This is a genomic window from Mesorhizobium sp. P3_B5, assembly GCF_056402815.1.
Genome location: NZ_JBFUGR010000002.1, coordinates 493,702 through 512,223 on the forward strand (window position 1 = coordinate 493,702; position 18,522 = coordinate 512,223).

At 63.7% G+C, this 18,522-nt stretch carries 16 protein-coding genes; 7 read left to right on the forward strand and 9 right to left on the reverse strand.

Annotated elements, in window-relative coordinates; all coding sequences use genetic code 11:
- Positions 1-9: 9 nt before the first annotated feature.
- Positions 10-399, forward strand: coding sequence for a CopM family metallochaperone (copM, locus tag AC1DVW_RS07340; protein ID WP_477241277.1), 390 nt, complete (start codon positions 10-12; stop codon positions 397-399).
- A 93-nt stretch (positions 400-492) separates the two neighbouring features.
- Complete coding sequence (locus AC1DVW_RS07345; protein WP_477322137.1) at positions 493-1,338, forward strand: aldo/keto reductase; 846 nt, start codon at positions 493-495, stop codon at positions 1,336-1,338.
- Here AC1DVW_RS07345 and AC1DVW_RS07350 read toward each other — a convergent pair whose 3' ends face one another.
- From AC1DVW_RS07350 to mutS, 3 genes are all read right to left on the reverse strand, one after another.
- On the reverse strand, positions 1,339-1,899 hold the full coding sequence (locus AC1DVW_RS07350; RefSeq protein ID WP_477322138.1) for a TetR/AcrR family transcriptional regulator: 561 nt from the start codon (positions 1,897-1,899) through the stop codon (positions 1,339-1,341). It abuts the gene before it with no gap.
- Positions 1,900-1,901: 2 nt separating this feature from the next.
- Positions 1,902-2,366: a nuclear transport factor 2 family protein gene (locus AC1DVW_RS07355; protein ID WP_477322140.1), complete on the reverse strand. Its 465-nt coding sequence runs from the start codon at positions 2,364-2,366 to the stop codon at positions 1,902-1,904.
- A gap of 75 nt (positions 2,367-2,441) precedes the next feature.
- Positions 2,442-5,171: a DNA mismatch repair protein MutS gene (mutS, locus tag AC1DVW_RS07360; protein ID WP_477322142.1), complete on the reverse strand. Its 2,730-nt coding sequence runs from the start codon at positions 5,169-5,171 to the stop codon at positions 2,442-2,444.
- 174 nt (positions 5,172-5,345) lie between these two features.
- Here mutS and AC1DVW_RS07365 point away from each other — a divergent pair, with 174 nt between their 5' ends.
- From AC1DVW_RS07365 to AC1DVW_RS07375, 3 genes are all read left to right on the forward strand, one after another.
- The gene (locus AC1DVW_RS07365) at positions 5,346-6,539 is read left to right on the forward strand and encodes a glycosyltransferase family protein (protein ID WP_477322144.1); all 1,194 of its coding nucleotides are present in this window, start codon (positions 5,346-5,348) and stop codon (positions 6,537-6,539) included.
- Positions 6,540-6,667: 128 nt separating this feature from the next.
- On the forward strand, positions 6,668-8,947 hold the full coding sequence (locus AC1DVW_RS07370) for an NADP-dependent malic enzyme (protein WP_477322146.1): 2,280 nt from the start codon (positions 6,668-6,670) through the stop codon (positions 8,945-8,947).
- 266 nt (positions 8,948-9,213) lie between these two features.
- On the forward strand, positions 9,214-10,287 hold the full coding sequence (locus AC1DVW_RS07375) for a diguanylate cyclase domain-containing protein (protein ID WP_477241291.1): 1,074 nt from the start codon (positions 9,214-9,216) through the stop codon (positions 10,285-10,287).
- A 105-nt stretch (positions 10,288-10,392) separates the two neighbouring features.
- Here AC1DVW_RS07375 and AC1DVW_RS07380 read toward each other — a convergent pair whose 3' ends face one another.
- The 3 genes from AC1DVW_RS07380 to AC1DVW_RS07390 all read right to left on the reverse strand — a co-directional run bounded on the left by AC1DVW_RS07380 (position 10,393) and on the right by AC1DVW_RS07390 (position 13,801).
- Positions 10,393-11,478 (reverse strand): porin, encoded by a 1,086-nt coding sequence (locus tag AC1DVW_RS07380; RefSeq protein ID WP_477322147.1) that lies wholly within the window; start codon positions 11,476-11,478, stop codon positions 10,393-10,395.
- A 370-nt stretch (positions 11,479-11,848) separates the two neighbouring features.
- Positions 11,849-12,553 carry an antitoxin Xre/MbcA/ParS-like domain-containing protein gene (locus tag AC1DVW_RS07385; protein ID WP_477322149.1) on the reverse strand — a complete coding sequence of 235 codons (705 nt, stop codon included), beginning with the start codon at positions 12,551-12,553 and terminating at the stop codon, positions 11,849-11,851.
- 255 nt (positions 12,554-12,808) lie between these two features.
- On the reverse strand, positions 12,809-13,801 hold the full coding sequence (locus AC1DVW_RS07390; protein WP_477322151.1) for an adenosine kinase: 993 nt from the start codon (positions 13,799-13,801) through the stop codon (positions 12,809-12,811).
- Between the two features lie 202 nt (positions 13,802-14,003).
- On the opposite strand from AC1DVW_RS07390, the gene AC1DVW_RS07395 reads away from it, so the two are divergent.
- Both AC1DVW_RS07395 and AC1DVW_RS07400 read left to right on the forward strand, forming a co-directional pair.
- Positions 14,004-14,906 (forward strand): DMT family transporter, encoded by a 903-nt coding sequence (locus AC1DVW_RS07395; RefSeq protein ID WP_477322153.1) that lies wholly within the window; start codon positions 14,004-14,006, stop codon positions 14,904-14,906.
- Positions 14,907-15,017: 111 nt separating this feature from the next.
- The gene (locus tag AC1DVW_RS07400) at positions 15,018-15,728 is read left to right on the forward strand and encodes a sulfate transporter family protein (RefSeq protein WP_477322155.1); all 711 of its coding nucleotides are present in this window, start codon (positions 15,018-15,020) and stop codon (positions 15,726-15,728) included.
- Between the two features lie 8 nt (positions 15,729-15,736).
- On the opposite strand, the gene AC1DVW_RS07405 is transcribed toward AC1DVW_RS07400, so the two are convergent.
- The 3 genes from AC1DVW_RS07405 to AC1DVW_RS07415 form a co-directional block, all read right to left on the reverse strand.
- Positions 15,737-16,735 (reverse strand): proline racemase family protein, encoded by a 999-nt coding sequence (locus tag AC1DVW_RS07405; RefSeq protein WP_477322156.1) that lies wholly within the window; start codon positions 16,733-16,735, stop codon positions 15,737-15,739.
- A gap of 15 nt (positions 16,736-16,750) precedes the next feature.
- On the reverse strand, positions 16,751-17,554 hold the full coding sequence (locus tag AC1DVW_RS07410; RefSeq protein ID WP_477322157.1) for an isocitrate lyase/PEP mutase family protein: 804 nt from the start codon (positions 17,552-17,554) through the stop codon (positions 16,751-16,753).
- 78 nt (positions 17,555-17,632) lie between these two features.
- Positions 17,633-18,472 (reverse strand): hypothetical protein, encoded by an 840-nt coding sequence (locus AC1DVW_RS07415; RefSeq protein ID WP_477322159.1) that lies wholly within the window; start codon positions 18,470-18,472, stop codon positions 17,633-17,635.
- Positions 18,473-18,522: the final 50 nt, after the last annotated feature.

Consider the following 18,522-nt stretch of genomic DNA (forward strand, 5'->3'; position numbering starts at 1 on the left):
AGACCATGAATGACCTTGGCTAAAAAGATCGTGCTTTTGCTGATGGCGGCGGGAATGCTGCTTGCCGTTTTCCTCGAAAGCATCCCGGCGCAATCGGAGGAGGTAAAACATGACATGGCCGGTATGGCGATGGGCGCGGAAGGTCCTTCGACCGATGGCTACAAGGCTGCGATGGACAAGATGCACACCGACATGATGATCGAATATTCCGGCAATGCCGATGTCGATTTTGTCAGGGGCATGATCCCGCATCATCAGGGTGCGATCGACATGGCCAAGGTCGAGCTTGCCAACGGCAAGGATCCGGAAATCCGCAAGCTGGCCGAAGGCGTCATCGCCGCGCAGGAAGCCGAGATCAAGCAGATGCAGACTTGGCTCGCCGCTCACCCGGTGAAGTAAGACATCTGCCACGGTGATGGAGAATCCGGTGAAGATGCTTTCCGGATTTCTCCCGCTGGCTATGATGGTCTCCGGCCTCGACTGGAGCATGCAATGTCCTCAACGATAAGAACCACCACGCTGCCTTCAGGCGAAGCCGTTCAGGTGCTTGGCCAAGGCACATGGAAGATGGGCGAGGATGCCCGTCGCCGTGCCGATGAGGTCAACGCCCTGAAGCTCGGGCTCGACCTCGGCATGACGCTGATCGACACAGCCGAAATGTATGCCAGCGGCGGCGCCGAGGAGGTGGTGGCGGAAGCCATTGCCGGACGCCGTGACGAACTCTTTCTCGTCTCCAAGGTGCTGCCGTCCAATGCCTCGCGCAGCGGCGTGCCGGCGGCTTGCGAGAAAAGCCTCAGGCGCATGCGCACCGACCGCATCGATCTCTACCTCCTGCATTGGCCGGGCAGCGTGCCTCTGGCGGAAACAGTCGAGGCGTTTGAGGCGCTGAAGAAAGCTGGCAAGATCCGCCACTGGGGCGTCAGCAATTTCGACACCGACGAGATGGAGGAGCTGGCCGGGCTGTCGTCCGGAGATCATGTCCAGACCAATCAGGTGCTATACAATCTGTCGCGGCGCGGCCCCGAATTCGACCTCGCACCATGGAGTCGTCAGCGCAGCATTCCGCTGATGGCCTATTCGCCGGTCGAGCAGGGCGCCCTGGCGCGCAATGCCAGGCTGGAGGCTATTGCCGCCCGCTACAATGCCACTGCCGCGCAGATCGCGCTGGCCTGGGTGATGACGCAGGACGGTGTCATCGCCATTCCCAAAGCCAGCCGCCAGGAGCATGTCCGTCAGAACGTCGCCGCACTCGACATCAAGCTTACCGGCGAAGACCTCGCCGACCTCGATCGCGCCTTCCCGCCGCCGACCCGCAAGCGCGGGCTGGAGATGATCTAGCTAGCGGGCCTTGAGCGCCGCCCGCGCTCGTTGCAGCGCACGCGAAAACACCGCTGTGTCGTCGAAGGCGCGGGCAAGGGTAAGCGCGCCCTGGATGGCGGCGACAGTCTCTTCGGCGAGCTCGGCCGCTTGCGGCTGGCTATGGCCGAGGCGCTGCAGCGCCTCAGTCAGATGCGCGACCCAGCGGCCGAAATAGCTTTTTATCGCCTTGGCAAAAAGGTCGCGCGCATCGTCCAGCGCGAAGGCGCCGATCAGGCACACACGGCGACCGGAGCGGAAATAGTTGTCGGTCGCCTCCAGCATGCGCTCCATGCCGGCTTGCGGGTCGGCCCTGTCCTGCAGCGGCACGAAGACATTCTCCTCGAACCAGCCATCGATATGGGCGATGACGGCTGCCGCCATCTCTTCCTTCCCGCCGGGAAAGAAATGATAAAGGCTGCCCTTGCCGAGCCTCGTCGCTTCGCCGATCAGCGACAGGCTGGCGCCCTCATAGCCATGCTCGCGAAACACCTCGGCCAAAATGGCCAGCAGGCTGTCGCGATCGGGCGCGATCCGGCGCATCCTTACAGTCCGAGTTCGGACAGGCCCGGATGATCGTCGGGCCGCCGGCCGAGCGGCCAGTGATATTTTCGTTCGCTCTCGGCGATAGGCAGGTCGTTGATGCTGGCGAGGCGCCGGCGCATCAGTCCGGCTGCGTCGAACTCCCAGTTTTCATTGCCGTAGGAGCGGAACCAGTGGCCGCTGTCGTCGCGCCATTCATAGGCGAAGCGCACGGCAATGCGGTTGTCGGTAAAGGCCCAGACCTCCTTGATGAGGCGGTAGTCGAGCTCGCGTGCCCATTTGCGCGTCAGGAAATCGACGATCTGCGGCCGCCCGGCGACGAATTCGGCGCGATTGCGCCAGACGCTATCCTCGGTATAGGCGAGCGACACCCGCTCCGGGTCGCGGCTGTTCCAGGCATCTTCGGCAAGCCGCGCTTTTTGCGCCGTCGTCTCGGCGGAAAAGGGCGGCAGCGGCGGACGGCTCATGGCGTTCTCCCATCAATAGAGGTGATGGCGAGCATTGTACTGATCGGTACAATCACGTCAAGAGGGTCAATGAAGCTATGGCTTCCCTGCCAGCCCCTTCAGCCGGTAAAGCACTTCCAGCGCCTCGCGCGGCGTCATCTCGTCGGGGTTGATGTCGCCGAGCGCCGCACCCAGCGCATCGTTCTTCACCGGCTTCGGCGCTTCCCGCCTCGCCGCCACCGAAAACAGCGGCAAATCGTCGACCAGCCGGTTCGCCTTGCCCGAGACTTCGCCTGCTTCCAGCTGGTGCAGCACTTCCTTGGCCCGACCGACCACCGCTTCCGGCAGGCCGGCCAGCCGCGCCACCTGCACGCCGTAGGAGCGGTCGGCGGCACCCTTGCCGACCTCGTGCAGGAAAACGACGTCGCCTTCCCATTCCTTGACCCGCATTGTGACGTTGTGGAGCCGCGCCAGCTTCCCGGCCAGCGCCGTCATCTCGTGGAAATGGGTGGCGAAGATCGCCCGGCAGCGGTTCTTCTCGTGCAGATATTCGACCGCCGCCCAGGCGATCGACAGGCCGTCGAAGGTGGCGGTGCCGCGGCCGATTTCGTCGAGGATGACCAGCGCCCGTTCGCCGGCCTGGTTGAGGATCGCCGCCGTCTCGACCATCTCGACCATGAAGGTCGAGCGGCCGCGCGCCAGATCGTCCGAGGCCCCGACGCGCGAAAACAGCCGGTCGACGACGCCGATATGAGCCGATGTCGCCGGCACGAACGAGCCGGTCTGGGCAAGGATGGCGATCAGCGCGTTCTGCCGCAGGAAGGTCGACTTACCGCCCATATTGGGGCCGGTCAGCAGCCAGATCGCGCCGTTTTTCGTGCCGCCTTCCGGCGACAGGTCGCAATCATTGGCGACGAATGGCCCGTCGCCTGAACGCCGCAGCGACTGCTCGACCACCGGGTGGCGTCCGCCGGAGATGTCGAAGGCAAGGCTGGCGTCGACAATCGGCCGGCACCAGGCCTCGCTCTCGGAAAGCAGCGCGAGTGCCGCCGACACGTCGAGCACGGCAAGCGCCTCGGCTCCGGCGCGGATAGCATCGGCCTGGCCGACCGCTTCCGCCGTCAGCGTGTCGAAAGCGGCTAGCTCGACGCTCAGCGCCCGGTCGGCGGCATTGGCGATCTTCGATTCCAGCGCCGCCAGATCGGTGGTGGTGAAGCGCATGGCGTTGGCCATGGTCTGGCGGTGGATGAAGCGCGCCTTGGCCCCATCACTGCTGGTCATGATCGCGTGATGGTTGGCGGTAACCTCGATATAGTAGCCCAGCACATTGTTGTGCCGGATTTTCAGCGAGCGGATGCCGGTCTCCTCGATCAGCGAGCGCTCCAGCCCGGCGATCACCTTGCGCGATTCATCGCGCAGCGCCCGCATCTCGTCGAGCTCGGCATGGTAGCCGGCACGGACAAAGCCGCCATCGCGCTTCAGCAACGGCAATTCGTCGCCGAGCGCCTGCGTCAGATGCGCGGCCAGCGCGCTCGGCAGTGTCTTGATCGTCGCCAGCGCTGCTGCTAATTCGCCGGGCAGGGCGGTCTCTCCAAACAGGTTGGCAATGGCGCCGGCCGCCTCGAAGCCGGCGCGCAGCGCGCCGAGGTCGCGCGGTCCGCCGCGGTTGAGCGCCAGCCTGGACAAAGCGCGCGGCATGTCGGCGACGCTCTTCAGGCTCGCCCGCACTGCCTGGCACAGCCGCGTTTCCGTGCGGAAGAACGACACCGAGTCCAGCCGCGCCGTAATGTGCGTGGGGTCGGTCAGCGGCGCCATCAGCCGGTCGGCCAACAGCCTGGCCCCGCCGCCGGTCACCGTGCGGTCAATCGCCTTGAACAGCGAGCCGTCGCGGCTGCCGGACAGCGTGCGCAAAAGTTCCAGATTGGCGCGCGTCGCCGGGTCGATGAACAGCGTCGACCCTTGCTCCTCGCGCTCCGGCCGCGACAGCGGCGGCCGCTCGGCCTTCTGCGTCTTCTCGACATAGGCGATGGCGCCGGAGATCGCCGACAGCTCGGCGCGCGAAAAGGCGCCAAAGCTGTCCGGCGTCGCCACCTCGAAGAAGCGGGCGATGCGCCCCGCGGCAGACGCCGAATCGAACAGAGACGGCGGCTGCGGGTTGGCAACGCGGCCAAGCACGTCGAACACCGGCTTCAGCTCCGGGTCGTAAAACACCGGTTCGGCGACGATCAGCTCGCGTGGGTCGACGCGGAACACATCGGCCAGCAGCCGGTCGGCCGTCGTCTCGGCAACACGAAAAGCCCCCGTCGATATCTCGATCCAGGCCAACGCAAAGGAATGCTCGGCCCCCCCCTTGACCCGCCCCAGCGCCATCAGGAAGCTCGATTCCGATGGCGCCAGCAATTTGTCCTCGGTGATGGTGCCGGGTGTCACCAGCCGCACCACGTCGCGGCGCACCACCGATTTGCCGCCGCGTTTTTTCGCCTCGGCCGGATCCTCGATCTGCTCGCAGACGGCGACGCGAAAACCCTGGCCGATCAGCTTCTGCAGATAGTCGTCGGCGGCATGCACCGGCACGCCGCACATCGGAATGTCGAGGCCCTGGTGCTTGCCGCGTTTGGTCAGCACAATGCCCAGCGCCCGGCTCGCCTTCTCGGCATCGTCGAAGAACAGCTCGTAGAAATCGCCCATGCGGTAGAACAGCAGCGAATCCGGGTTCGCCGCCTTGATCTCGATGAACTGTTCGATCATCGGCGTAGCACCCGGTGCGGCGACCGGCGTCGGCGTCAAGGGCGCAGCGGTATCGTTGTCGGAAGGGATCATATCCATGGCCGCACGCTAGCAGATGTGGCCGGGCGGTTTAATGCCGGCGGCTGTGGAAAACAGGGGACGACGGCGGTTCCGAGGGCTCGCAACGAATCTCAGCTGCCAAAGGCCACTCAGGTTGCGCCGGGCGAGGGCCAAGCCCTATGATCTCTAGGGCGAGATTATGGGGAATCGTGGGTGGACCAGGACAAGCAGGAGACGTTCGATGAGATGGTTGGTCCCGTCGAGTCGACGATCACGCGTCTGTTGCTTTTGGCGGCACGACGCGCCGATCGAACCAGGAACAAACTGAGGGTTGCGGCGCGCAAGCGGTTGCCCTTCATCCTCCCGGCGCGCGGCCCGCTGTCCGATCTCGATGGCGGCATCGAGATTGCGGCCCATGTCTTCAATCGCGATCCGCTGGTGCTGTACATGCCGGTCGGCGGTCCTCGCCCTCTCTATCCGCTGGCGGCGATTGGCCGGCGCCTGGCGTCACGCCAGGTCACGTTCCTGATGATGCCGAGCTGGACGTTCGAAAGGCCTGATGTCGTCGCCCGGATGGGCCGCGACCTTGACTGGTATGCCAGGCACTTTCCCCTGCATGAGGTCATCTTCCTGTGCAACACCGAGGAAGAGCGCCGTCTGATCGCCGCGGTCGGCGGCAATGCCATCTTCTCCAATCACAATCTGATGATATCGGAAAACGTCTTTCGACCGCTGCCGGATGTGCCGGCCGAATTCGACGCCGTCTACAATGGCCGCATCTCGCCGACAAAGCGTCACCATCTTGCATTCGAAATCGAACGACTGGCGCACGTCACCTATTCGATCGGCGAACTGCCTCCCGCCGCCGCCCGGGCCTTCATCCGGCGTCTGCAGGCACAGTCGCCGCTTCACCGCATCGTCAATCCGATCGTCGATGGCATGCCCGGAAGACTGACAGCCAGCGAGGTCAACCGCGCCTACAACCAAGCCGCGGTCGGGCTCTGCCTGTCGGCAAGCGAAGGCGCGATGTATTCCTCGATGGAATATCTCATGGCCGGGCTGCCCATCGTCAGCACGCCGAGCCTCGGCGGCCGCGATGTCTATTTCGATCCGGACTATTGCATCATCGCCGACCCGGAACCGGCGGCCATCCGCCGCGCCGTCGAGACCTTGCGCGACCGCGCCATACCACGCGAGGAAGTACGCGGCAGGACGCTCGAGAAGGTTCGCGCCCAGCGCATCGAGCTTATGGCCTATCTGTCGGCGCTTCTGCGACGCAAAGGCAGCAGCGCCCCACCAATCGAGACTTGGCCGTTTTCCGGCACGCAGGGCCTGATGCGATGGGGACCGGTGCGCGACCAGGCGCGGGACTTTGCCGCGCTCGCCAGCGGGTCCGGCCGGCCCTGACCGGATAAATTCTCAGGGATGCACGAGATCGCTTGTCGGTTTACAGCGGCGGCGTGTAGCCTTAGGGAACTTTAAAAAACACGCGCCCGTCTCAAGGGTGCCGCATGGGCGAGGAAATCAAAAGCATCATGGCCAGGAAAACCGAAAACAACGGTCCCTCCGTCAGCGCGCAGGAAGCGCTGGAGTTCCACTCCATGGGCCGCCCCGGCAAGCTGGAGGTCGTCGCCACCAAGCCGATGGCAACGCAGCGCGATTTGAGCCTCGCCTATTCGCCGGGTGTCGCGGTTCCTGTCCTGGCCATCGCAGAGGACCCCAGCCGCGCCTTCGACTATACGACGCGCGGCAATATGGTCGCCGTCATTTCCAATGGCACCGCCATTCTCGGCCTCGGCAATCTCGGCGCGCTGGCTTCCAAGCCGGTGATGGAAGGCAAGGCGGTGCTGTTCAAGCGCTTTGCCGATGTCGATTCCATTGATCTGGAAGTCGACACCGAGGATGCCGACGAGTTCATCAACTGCGTGCGCTTCCTTGGCCCGTCCTTCGGCGGCATCAACCTCGAGGACATCAAGGCGCCGGAGTGCTTCATCATCGAGCAGCGGCTGCGCGAATTGATGGACATCCCGGTTTTCCACGATGACCAGCACGGCACCGCCATCATCTCGGCCGCCGGCCTGATCAACGCGCTGGAAATCACCGGCCGCGACATGAAGACCACCAAAATGGTCTGCAACGGCGCCGGTGCCGCCGGCATCGCCTGCATCGAACTGATGAAGGCGATGGGCTTTACCCCCGACAACATCATCCTGTGCGACACCAAGGGCGTCGTCTACCAAGGCCGCACCGAGGGCATGAACCAGTGGAAGTCGGCGCATGCGGTCAAGACCGAGACGCGCTCGCTGGCCGAGGCACTCGATGGCGCCGACGTCTTCCTCGGCCTGTCGGCCAAGGGCGCGCTGACCACCAAGATGGTGCAGTCGATGGCCAAGAACCCGATCATCTTCGCCATGGCCAACCCCGACCCGGAAATCACGCCCGAGGAAGTGGCCGAGATCCGCACCGACGCCATCATGGCCACCGGGCGTTCTGATTACCCCAATCAGGTCAACAACGTGCTCGGCTTCCCCTATATCTTCCGTGGCGCGCTGGATGTACGCGCGACCACCATCAATGACGACATGAAGATCGCCGCCGCCCGGGCGCTCGCCGAACTGGCGCGCAAGGACGTGCCCGACGACGTCGCTGCCGCCTATCAGGGCAACCGGCCGAAATTCGGCCCCAACTACATCATCCCGGTGCCGTTCGACCCGCGCCTGATCTCGGCCATCCCGATCGCGGTGGCCAAGGCGGCGATGGAATCCGGCGTCGCCCGCAAGCCCATCCTCGACCTCGACCGCTACCAGCAGGAGCTGTCCGCCCGCCGCGACCCGATCGCCTCGACCTTGCAGCGCATCTACGACCGTGTCCGCCGCCAGCCCAAGCGCATCGTCTTCGCCGAGGGCGAGGAGGAGCAGGTGATGCGCGCCGCCGTCTCCTATGTGAACCAGCGGCTCGGCACCGCCATCCTGCTCGGCCGCGACGATGTCATCAAGGAAAACGCCAGGAACGCCGGCATCGAGCTCGACAAGCAAGGCATCGAGATCATCAATGCCCGGCTGTCGCGCCGCAACGGCATCTACACCGACTATCTCTACGAGCGCATGCAGCGCAAAGGTTTTCTGTTCCGCGATTGCCAGCGCCTGATCAACAACGACCGCAACCATTTTGCCGCCTGCATGGTGGCGCTGGGCGATGCCGACGGCATCGTCACCGGCGTCACTCGCAACTATTCCACCGCGCTCGAGGACATCCGCCGCGTCATCGACGCCAGGCCGGGCCATTGCGTCATCGGTGTCTCGATCGTGCTCGCGCGCGGCCGCACCGTGCTCGTCGCCGATACCGCCGTGCACGATATGCCCAATGCCGAGCAGATCGCCGACATTGCCGAGGAGGCCGCCGGCTTTGCCCGCCGCATGGGCTACGAGCCACGGCTCGCCATGCTCGCCTATTCCACCTTCGGCCATCCGCAGGGCGAGCGCTCCGAGCGTGTCCAGGAAGCGGTGCGCATCCTCGACAAGCGCCGCGTCGACTTCGAGTATGACGGGGAAATGGCCGCCGACGTCGCGCTCAACGCCCGCGCCATGGCGCAATACCCGTTCATCCGCCTGACCGGCCCGGCCAATGTGCTGATCATGCCGGCATTCCACTCGGCCTCGATCTCGACCAAGATGCTGCAGGAACTCGGCGGCTCGACCGTCATCGGCCCGCTGCTGGTCGGCCTCAACAAACCGGTGCAGATCGTCTCGCTCAACGCCAAGGATTCAGACATCGTCAACATGGCGGCCATCGCGGCGTATAGCGCGGGGGCTTGACGCCCGCGCTGCGGACGAAAAAGCCGACGGGTGAGCCCGCGAACGCTTTTCGAGTGAGGCAAGGCCCGAAGCCATAACGGAAGGCAGACTGACGAACGGCCGCCCCGGAGCGCGCAACCCCAGGAATCTCGCGATTCCAGCCGAATTGGTCGCAAATCGCCAATTTCCATAAGGGATTGATAATACTCGACTGCTATAGGGGACGTTCTTGCCCATGCCCTTACGGCATTCGGGCGCGCTCAGACCGCCAAAACGGGGGTGCGGCCATGAAGCATGACACGGTTTCAGTGGTCGGCCAGGGGGTCGTCCACGACGAGCGCCTGGATGCGCTGCTCAGCATCACCGGCCGCATGGACGGCTATCTCTACCGTTGCCGCAACGATTCCTCCTACACCATGCTCTACATCAGCGACGGCATTTTCACCGTCAGCGGCTATCGACCCAGCGATTTCATTCACAACGCGGTGCGCGACTACGTCTCGGCGATCCACCCGGACGATCTCGCCGCTGTCTATGCCGCCGTAGACACCGCGCTTGCGGCGCGCTGCAACTGGAACGTCGACTACCGCATCGTGCCGCAGGCAGGCGAACCGCTCTGGGTGCGCGAGATCGGCGGCGGCGTCTGGGATGACGCCGGCGAGCTCGAATTCCTCGAGGGTTTCGTCGTCGACATCAGCGATCGCAAGGTTGTTGAGGACCTCAATGCCGAACTGCTGCTCGAACTCAAGGCCGCCAACGAAGAGCTCTCCGTGCAAAAGCGCGAGATCGAGCTGGCCAAGCAGCATAGCGACCACTCGGCCAACCACGATGCATTGACCGACCTGCCCAACCGCCGCGCCTTTCACAACGAACTGAGGTCGGTGATCGACCGCTGCGACAGTACCGGCCAGGCAGCCGGCCTGCTGTTCATCGATCTCGACAGGTTCAAGAAGGTCAACGACACGCTCGGCCACGAGGCGGGTGACGCGCTCCTGCTGGAGGTGTCGGGCCAGCTTCGCACGATCCTGCGCAGCGCCGATTTCGTGGCGCGGCTCGGCGGCGACGAGTTCGCCTTCCTGTTTTCGGGCGCGGCCGACCAGGCCCGTCAAAAAGCCGTGCGTGTCGCCGAACGCATCCTGGAGAAGCTGCGCATCAAGGTACCGACGCCGACTGGCGCCATCCATGTCGGCTGTACGGTTGGCGTCGCCATCTATCCGTCGGAAGCGCCCGATTCGGAGGCGCTGATAACGCTCGCCGACCGGCTGATGTACATCGGCAAGAAAAGCGGCCGCAACCGCCTGGTCACCGCCGAGGCGTTGGAACTCGGGCCGACCTCCGACGACCTTCGCCGCACCGCCTGAGCGGGGCGCCGGATAGCCTGATCTGGCAGCGGGTCCATTCTCGTCCCTAAATGAAACGGCCCGCAGCGACGTGCTGCGGGCCGTCTCTGTACAATCGGTAGGCTATTAGAACGAGCGCTGGAAGCGGAGGATGCCGCCGATCGCGTCGGAATTGCTCTTGTCGAAATTGTCGTAGTAGTCGGCTTCGGCGGTGATCGTGTAGCCAGGAACGATGGTGTAGGCGATGTTCGCCGCCACGGCGAAGTCCTTGGCATCGGTGTACGAGACTTGGGCGTTGAGCGCGGTCTTCTTGTTGATCGTGTAGGTTCCGCCGCCCCAGACGGCGAAGTTTCCGGTCCACGGCTTGTAGAAGTTCGTTGCCTTGTTGTCATCGGTGCCATAGCCGCCCATCACGAACAGCGTCAGGTCCGCGGTCGCCTTGACGTCAAGGCGGACCTTGCCGGCCCATTCTTCCCAGTTGCTGTTGTAGGCGCCGACCGCGGTGATCGAGCCCCAGTCGCCCTTGTACTTCACGCCGCCGACGATATGCGGAACATAGCTGTCGATGGTCTCGGCGCCCGAACCTTCTTCGAGCGAAGCCACCGCCGAGAAGCCGCTGCCGGCATCGAAGTAGTAGCTGATCAGGCCGGTGTCCTTGAGACCATAGGGGATGATGGTGTCCTGGACGACGTTGCCGGCGTAGCCGATGAACGAGTCATAGACGGTTTCGTCCTTACCGACCCGCAAGCCGCCAAGCTGGATCCAGGCGAAGTGCAGGTCGACAGCCTTGTTGCCGGCCTCGCTGAACACCACGCCGCCTTCCGTAACGTTGCTATTGCCCCAGTTGAAACGGGTCTCGGTATAGGTCTTCAAGGTGCCGAGTTCGGTTTCCTGGCCGGTCCACGTCTTCAAATTGAAGCGAGCGTTCTTGTTCCAGGTCTGCTGCTGGTCGCCGTCCATGCGGTCATGCGTCGTTGCGCCGTCCAAGACGCGGCCGGCGTCGCCAAAGCTGGCGTCATAGCGGATGTAGCCACCGATGCGCAGGCAGGTTTCGGTGCCGGGGATGTAGAAGTAACCGGCGCCGTAGACGTCGCAAATCTTGACGTATTCGGCCGGTTCCGGCTCGGCGACGACGACCGCGTCGGCGGCGCGTGCACCCGAAACTGCGATCAGGGCCGCAGCGGAGCCGAGAAGAAGGCTCTTGATGTTCATTTTCTGAATCTCCAGTCAGTCAAAGGGTCAAAACAGGTCGGGCGTCCTGCTCATTCGCAGCGTTTCTGCCCCATCCCTACCATCGAAAAAGACGCGCACCGCGCCGCTTCTTCAGCTTCGACATGACCGATGCGGCGGCGGCGTTCAACACAGATCGTGGCGAAAGAGTGTTTTATGGATTCTTCCAAAAGTATTGTTGCGTAAATGCCACGAAAACCGAAATAAGATGGAACATGTGGCACATTCTGTACAAATTTATGTGCCAAATGCCTGATCGAGCGACTCAAACAATATTACAAAATTATGAAACATTAGTTGGCTAATACGCCGGTGATCGGTTCTGTCCAAAACCTTGATTCCATGCCTGAAATCAGGCCAGGGAGGATCCTCGCGCGGCCTTCACAACATCCTGCACCAAGTCCTGCTTGAGCATTTCAATCGGGATGCGGCCACCGAGCTCGGGTGAAGGACGGTTCAGCCATGACCACGCAAGCCTTGGATTGGCGATCAGCGAAAGCACCTCGCTTATGCCGGGCGCCGGCCTGCCGTCGATGAACTGACCAAGGGGGAAAACGTGTTTGCGGCCGCCCTTGCGCAGCGCAATAACCTCATTGCGTTTTTGCCAGCGATGCAATGTCGAGCGCGGAATGCGAAAATTCTCTTCCAGATAGGTCGAACCGGCGACCTCGCCCGCCCAATCCTCAATCAGCAACGATTGAAGATCGTTGATTCGCTCGCGCTGCGAAGCGGGTTTCCGGCTGTCGATTGCCGACGCCAAGGTCGCGCTTTCATCCCGGCTATTCGCTGCGTCGCGGTGTGCGGCTGCTATTGTGTGGACGAACTCAGAGGCCAGGGCTCTCCATTCACCCTTATAGGAGCTGATCGCGCGCCGCTGTGCTTGCGGCAGGAAAGGCAGGCTGGCGGCGACGCTGCCGGCAAAGGCACTGGTTGAAACTAGGGTCTGTGTGTCAAGAGCGACGCCGTGCCGGATCAGCGCCTGTTGCACCGCTTCCGCCACCAGGCCTGCCAAGGCATCCTGCGAGATCCCATCCATCGGATTTTGAAATCTGGTCACGTATCTGCCTTGCGGGCCACGCGCTCTCTTCCCCAGCCGCGGCCAATTGAAATGGCTACAACAGGAAGCGGAAATGGCAACAACAGCAGACACAGCGACCCGTCAGGTTGCTGTCTTGCACCGAACACCCCAACTGATTGTGGACGTCCCGAAATGTCAGTCGCGGGACGTCTCAGTTTGCATGTAGGTGCGATGTGTGACAGGCGCACGACAGATGGCGTCGTCTGACGCTCATCAGGGGTGACGCAGCCGGACCTACAGCAGCCCGGCTAGTTGGGCCGCGCTGCGCAGATTCTGCCGCGGTCGCGGGCCGAGCTGCTGGATGACGAGTCCGGCGGCCAGCGAGCCGAGATCGCCGCAATCCTTCAGGCTGCGTCCCGTGGTGTAGCCGTAGAGGAAGCCGGCGGCATAGAGGTCGCCGGCGCCGGTGGTGTCGACCAGTTCGCGGATCGTCGTCGCCTGGATGGTGACGGTCTCGTCGCCGCGCACGATCACCGAACCTTTTTCGGAGCGGGTGACGGCGCCGATCTTGCAGTCCTTGCGGATAGCCTCCAGCGCCTCGTCGAAGGATTTGGTCTGGTAGAGCGACTTGATCTCGTGGCTGTTGGCAAAGACGATGTCGACGGTGCCCGAGCGCATCAGCTCGAGGAACTCGTCCCGGTAGCGGTCGACGCAGAACGAATCCGAGAGCGTCATCGACACTTCGCGCCCGGCGGCGTGCGCCAGCCGTGCCGTCTGCCGGATCGCCTCCTTGGCGCGCGGCGGATCCCATAGATAGCCCTCGAAATAGGTGACCTTGGCGCTAGATGCCTTGTCGGCCTCGACGTCTTCCGGGCCGAGCTCGACGCAGGCGCCGAGATAGGTGTTCATCGAACGCTCGCCGTCGGGGGTAACGAAGATCATCGAGCGGGCCGTCGGCGGCTGGCCCTCAAGCGGCTTGGTGTCGAAGGCGACGCCTTGCGCATGGATGTCATGGGCATAGATCTCGCCGAGCGGGTCGTTCGACACCTTGCCGAAGAAGGCGGCGCGGCCGCCGAAGCTGGCGACGCCGGCCGCCGTGTTGCCGGCGCTGCCGCCGGAGGCTTCGATCGCCGGACCCATGCGGCTGTAGAGCAGTTCGGCGCGCCTGGTGTCGATCAGGTTCATCGCGCCCTTGATGATGCCGTTCGTCTCGAGAAACGCCTCGTCGCACTGGGCGATGATGTCGACAATGGCATTGCCGATGCAAAGAACGTCATAATCCGGCATCAATATCTCCGCCAATAACCCTGCCGGCTTTCTGCCACGCCGACCCGGCGCGGGTCTAGCGATTTGGCGCGGCTTTGCCTAGCCGACAAATACGGGGGTCGCCCACGCTTCGAGGCGCAGCGACAATTCGACCGTGGCAGAAGCATTTCACCCCGGCGTTGCCTACAAGCATGTCGATCACTTCCGAAGGCGCCAACCAGCCATGCCCGCAAAAACCGATTTGAAGACCGAGCTGGCGCTGCTCCTCGTGCTGGCGGTGCTATGGGGGGCGTCCTACAGCTTCATCAAGATCGGCGTCGAGACGATCCCGCCGGTAACGCTGATCGCAGCCAGGACCTTGATCGCGGGCGGCATTCTTCTCGCCATCATCCGCTGGCGCGGCTTGGCCTTGCCGGGCGATGCGGCAAGCTGGCGCCGTTTTGCGTTCCAGGCCTGCCTCAACAGCGTCGTGCCGTTCACGCTGATCGCCGCGGCCGAGCGCTCGGTGGACGCGAGCCTGGCGACGATCCTGAACGCCACGTCGCCGATCTTCACCTTCCTGCTGACCGCCCTCATCACCCGCCACGAGCCGGTGACCATGCGCAAACTGTTCGGCGTCGGCGCCGGCATAGCCGGCATATGCCTGATCATCGGCACCCAGGCGCTTGGCGGCCTTGGCCATCAATTGTGGGCGCAGCTTGCCATCGTCGCGGCGACCATTTGCTATGCCGGTGCCGCCATTTTCGGCCGCAGCTTCAAAGGGCTCGATCCGATGCTGCCGGCCGCCGGCTCCATGCTTTGCGGCGCCGTCATGCTGGTCCCTTTGAGTCTCGTCTTCGACCGGCCATGGACGCTGGCGCCGTCGACGGCGTCGATCCTCGCTTTGCTCGGCCTGTCGGTCTTTTCGACCGCGCTGGCCTTCTGCATCTATTTCCGCCTCATCCACACGCTGGGCTCGGTCGGCACGACGTCGCAGGCCTATCTCAGGGTGCCGATCGGCGTCGGCATCGGCGCTCTGTTCCTCGGTGAAAGCCTTGATCCGACGGCATGGTGGGGAATGGCCTTCGTCGTCGCCGGCGTGGCGGCAATGACCATTCCCGCCAACAAGCCGGCACTGGCGCGGTAGGGCGGTTTTCCGCCCGGAATTGCGTCCAGACAAAGAGTTCTCCGCGCTTGCGGCTTGCTCGCTCCCTGCCTATCTCGGAGAGGTTCGCTTCGCCAAAAGGTTGGAAACGCCGTGATTTTCGATACCGCCCGCGCCGCCGCCAGCCGGCTGTTCTCGCCCGAATTGCGCTCGGTGTTCCTGAAGACGCTGGGGCTGACGCTGCTGGCGCTGGCAGCACTCTGGTTCAGCCTGACCAGCCTCGTGGGATGGCTGGCCTTGCCATGGCTCGAGGCAATGGTCCCTGGCCTGCCGTCCTGGGCCGGATGGCTGGGCGGCATCATTGCCGCCATCGCTCTTGCCTTCGGGATGGCGCTGCTCATCGCGCCGGTGACGGCGATCGTCGCCGGCCTGTTCCTTGACGATGTCGCCGAAGTGGTCGAAGGCACCGATTATCCCAGCGATCCGCCCGGCCGCGCCATGCCGGCATTGCGCTCGCTGGTGCTGTCGATACGGTTCTTCGGCGTCGTCATCCTGGGCAACCTTGTCGCCCTGCTGCTTCTGCTGGTGCCGGGCATCAACATCGCCGCCTTCTTCATCGTCAATGGCTACCTGCTCGGGCGCGAGTTCTTCGAATTCGCCGCCATGCGCTTTCGTCGGGAGGTCGACGCTCGCGCCTTGCGCAAGAAATACGCCGGCACGGTGTTTCTCGCCGGCCTGGTCATCGCCGCCTTCCTCGCCGTGCCGCTGCTCAACCTTTTGACGCCGCTGTTTGCCGCCGCCATGATGGTGCACCTGCACAAGGCGGTCTCGGCGCGCGAAGCAGCCCGCACTTCGCGGCGCTAGGCGTTTCTTCAGCGCAAGAGGAAGCCGCGTCCGAGCTCATCGTCGGGCTCGACGATGAATTCCGTCCGTCCTGAATAATAGGCGCGGCCGCCGACACGGGCGATGATGGCGTCATGCGGGCCGGTTTTCGCCGTCCGCGCGACCGCGCCGGAAAAGCGCGAGCCGGCGATGCTCTCGAAGGTCCGTGCCTGGCCGATTTCGATCTCGCCTTTGGCATGCATTGCCGCCAGCCGTGCGGTGACGCCGGAACCGGTCGGCGAGCGGTCGACTTCCGCTTCGGCGAAGACGCAGACATTTTTCGTCGCCTCGCCGGAAAACGCATCCTTGCCGTCGGTCAGGATGGTTCCGTAGAGGAACGCAAGGTCCGAATGATCTGGATGCGACAGCGGGAATTCGGCCTTGAGTTTTCCGGTCAGCGCTGTTGCCGCATCGACGAAATCACGCACGCGCTCGCGGCCGAATTGCAAGCCGAATTGGTGGCAATCGGCCAGCGCATAGAAGGCGCCGCCATAGGCGATGTCGAAGCTGATCGCGCCAAAACCCGGCAGCTCGATCGTCTGGTCGCGGGCGAACAGAAAAGCCGGCACGCTTTCGAACGACACCGCGCCGGCCTTGCCATCCCTGACCTCCACCGAAGCCACGATCAGCCCGCAGGGTGCTTCGATGTTGACGGTCGTCACCGGCTCCTGCCGCGCAACCAGGCCTTCGTCGATGGCGTAGCGGCCGAGCGCGATGATGGCGTGGCCGCACATAGTCGAATAGCCCTCGTTGTGCATGAACAACACCGCGAGGTCGGCGCCGGGAAGATCGGGCTCGACCAGCAGCGCGCCATACATGTCATAATGGCCGCGCGGCTCGAAGATCAGGATTTTCCTGAGATGATCGAGGTGATCGCGCACATAGGCGCGCTTTTCCAGGATCGTGCCTTTGGGGATGTCCGGGTAGCCAGCGGTGACGATCCTCAGCGGCTCGCCGCCGGTGTGCATGTCGACGACCTTGAGGGTCATGCGTTGAGGCCTGTTCTAACCTGAAGATTTGGAAAACAGCGCCTGCAATTTGCCGAACGGCATGGCGGCGCGGGCGAAGCCGAAAGTGCCGTCCTGCTGGATTTCGCGTGCCGCCGTCTCCAGCATGCCGAAAGCGAAATTAGCAAGCCACGGCCCGAGCGAGATGCGCTTGACCCCTGCCATGGAAAGGTCGGCAATGGTGAAGCCGGGCATCGCCATGACATTGACCGGCCTGGTCACCGCCGAGCAGACGGCGCGCAACGTCTCGACGTCGCCGAGCCCCGGCGCGTAGAGTACATCGGCGCCTGCCTTCTCGAAGGCCTGCAGCCGCTTGATGGTGTCGTCGATATCGGGCTTGCCCCACAAGAAATTTTCGGCCCGTGCGGTGAAGACGAAATCATGCTTCAGCGCTCGTGCCGCCTCGACCGCCGCGGCGACACGCTCGACCGCATGCGAAAAATCATAGATCGGCTTGTCCGGGTCGCCGGTGTGGTCCTCGATCGAGCAGCCGGCAAGGCCAGCCGCTTCGGCGGCAAAAATGGTCTCGGCGGCGCTGGTCGGGCTGTCGCCCTTGCCTTTCTCGAGATCGGCCGAAACCGGCAGGCTGGTCGCCGCCGTCACGTCGCGGCAATGGTGGATCATCTGGTCGAATGTCACCGCGCCGTCTGGCAGGCCGCGCGAAAAGGCAAAGCCGGCGCTGGTCGTCGCCAGCGCCTTGAAGCCGAACGAGGCCAACAGCTTGGTCGTGCCTACGTCCCACGGATTGGGCATGACGAAGGTCGAGGCGTGCAGGTCGCGAAAGATCTTGCCCTTGTCCATGAACGCTTCCCTTCATCTGTGGAATATGGGGCCGATTCTAGCGCGCCGAAATGCCCCGGGCAAACGAATGCGGTTGGCTCAGAAGCGTTTGGCGTTCTCTGCTGCCAATTTGTCCAGCGCGTCGGAATCCTTGACGTAGCGCGACGCTGCCTTGTCCCAGTGATAGGTGACGGAAATGGCGGTCGAGACGGCTGCGGGCGGCGCCTCGTCGCAGCTTTCTTCGCTCGGCAAGGTGGCGTCGGTCACCGTCACCTGGATGGCATTGCGGGGCTGGCCGTCGGCAATCGTCTGGAAAGCCGGTTCCTGCTGGCGGCGGTATGCGCACAGGTTCTCGTCGAAGGTAAAGATCATATCGATCAGTTCGAATTTGTCGTTGCGGATCATGATCAGCGGCGTGATGACATAGCCCTGGCTCGAATTGAAATGCGTGCTGGTGGTGATGAGCACGTCATCGCCGGCGTCGACGGACAGCTTGCCGGGTTCACGAAACGAGGTGCTGCGGTCGACGGCGACATTGACGGCGTCGAGCAGCGCCGGCTTGCCGGTGATGTCATACAGCGCCAGCACCGCATAGCCTTCGGCGCTGTCGGGGGAGTCGCCGAGGTCGAACAGCATGGCCAGCCGATCCTTGCCGCCGGCCTTGATGGCGAGCACGCCGGCGTCGGAAAAGCCCGTGGTGTCGGGTGGCGAGCCGCCGGAATCAGGGCCCTCTATATGGCGCATGTCGATCGGCAATCCACCCCGGTAGAAGCCGTTACTGTCCCCGGTCAGGTCTGGAATGACCATCCTGGCGAGGTCGAGATAGGTGGTTTTCCCACCGGGGATGGCGCTGCCGAGCTCCGGATAGTCAACGGCTTGCGCACTCGCCGCGGCCCACAGGCACGGCAACAGCACAAGGGCGAGGAGGAAACGAAGCAAAGCGGGTCTCATGCGTGGCCTCGGGTTGGCGGGCGGCACGCTAGCACGGA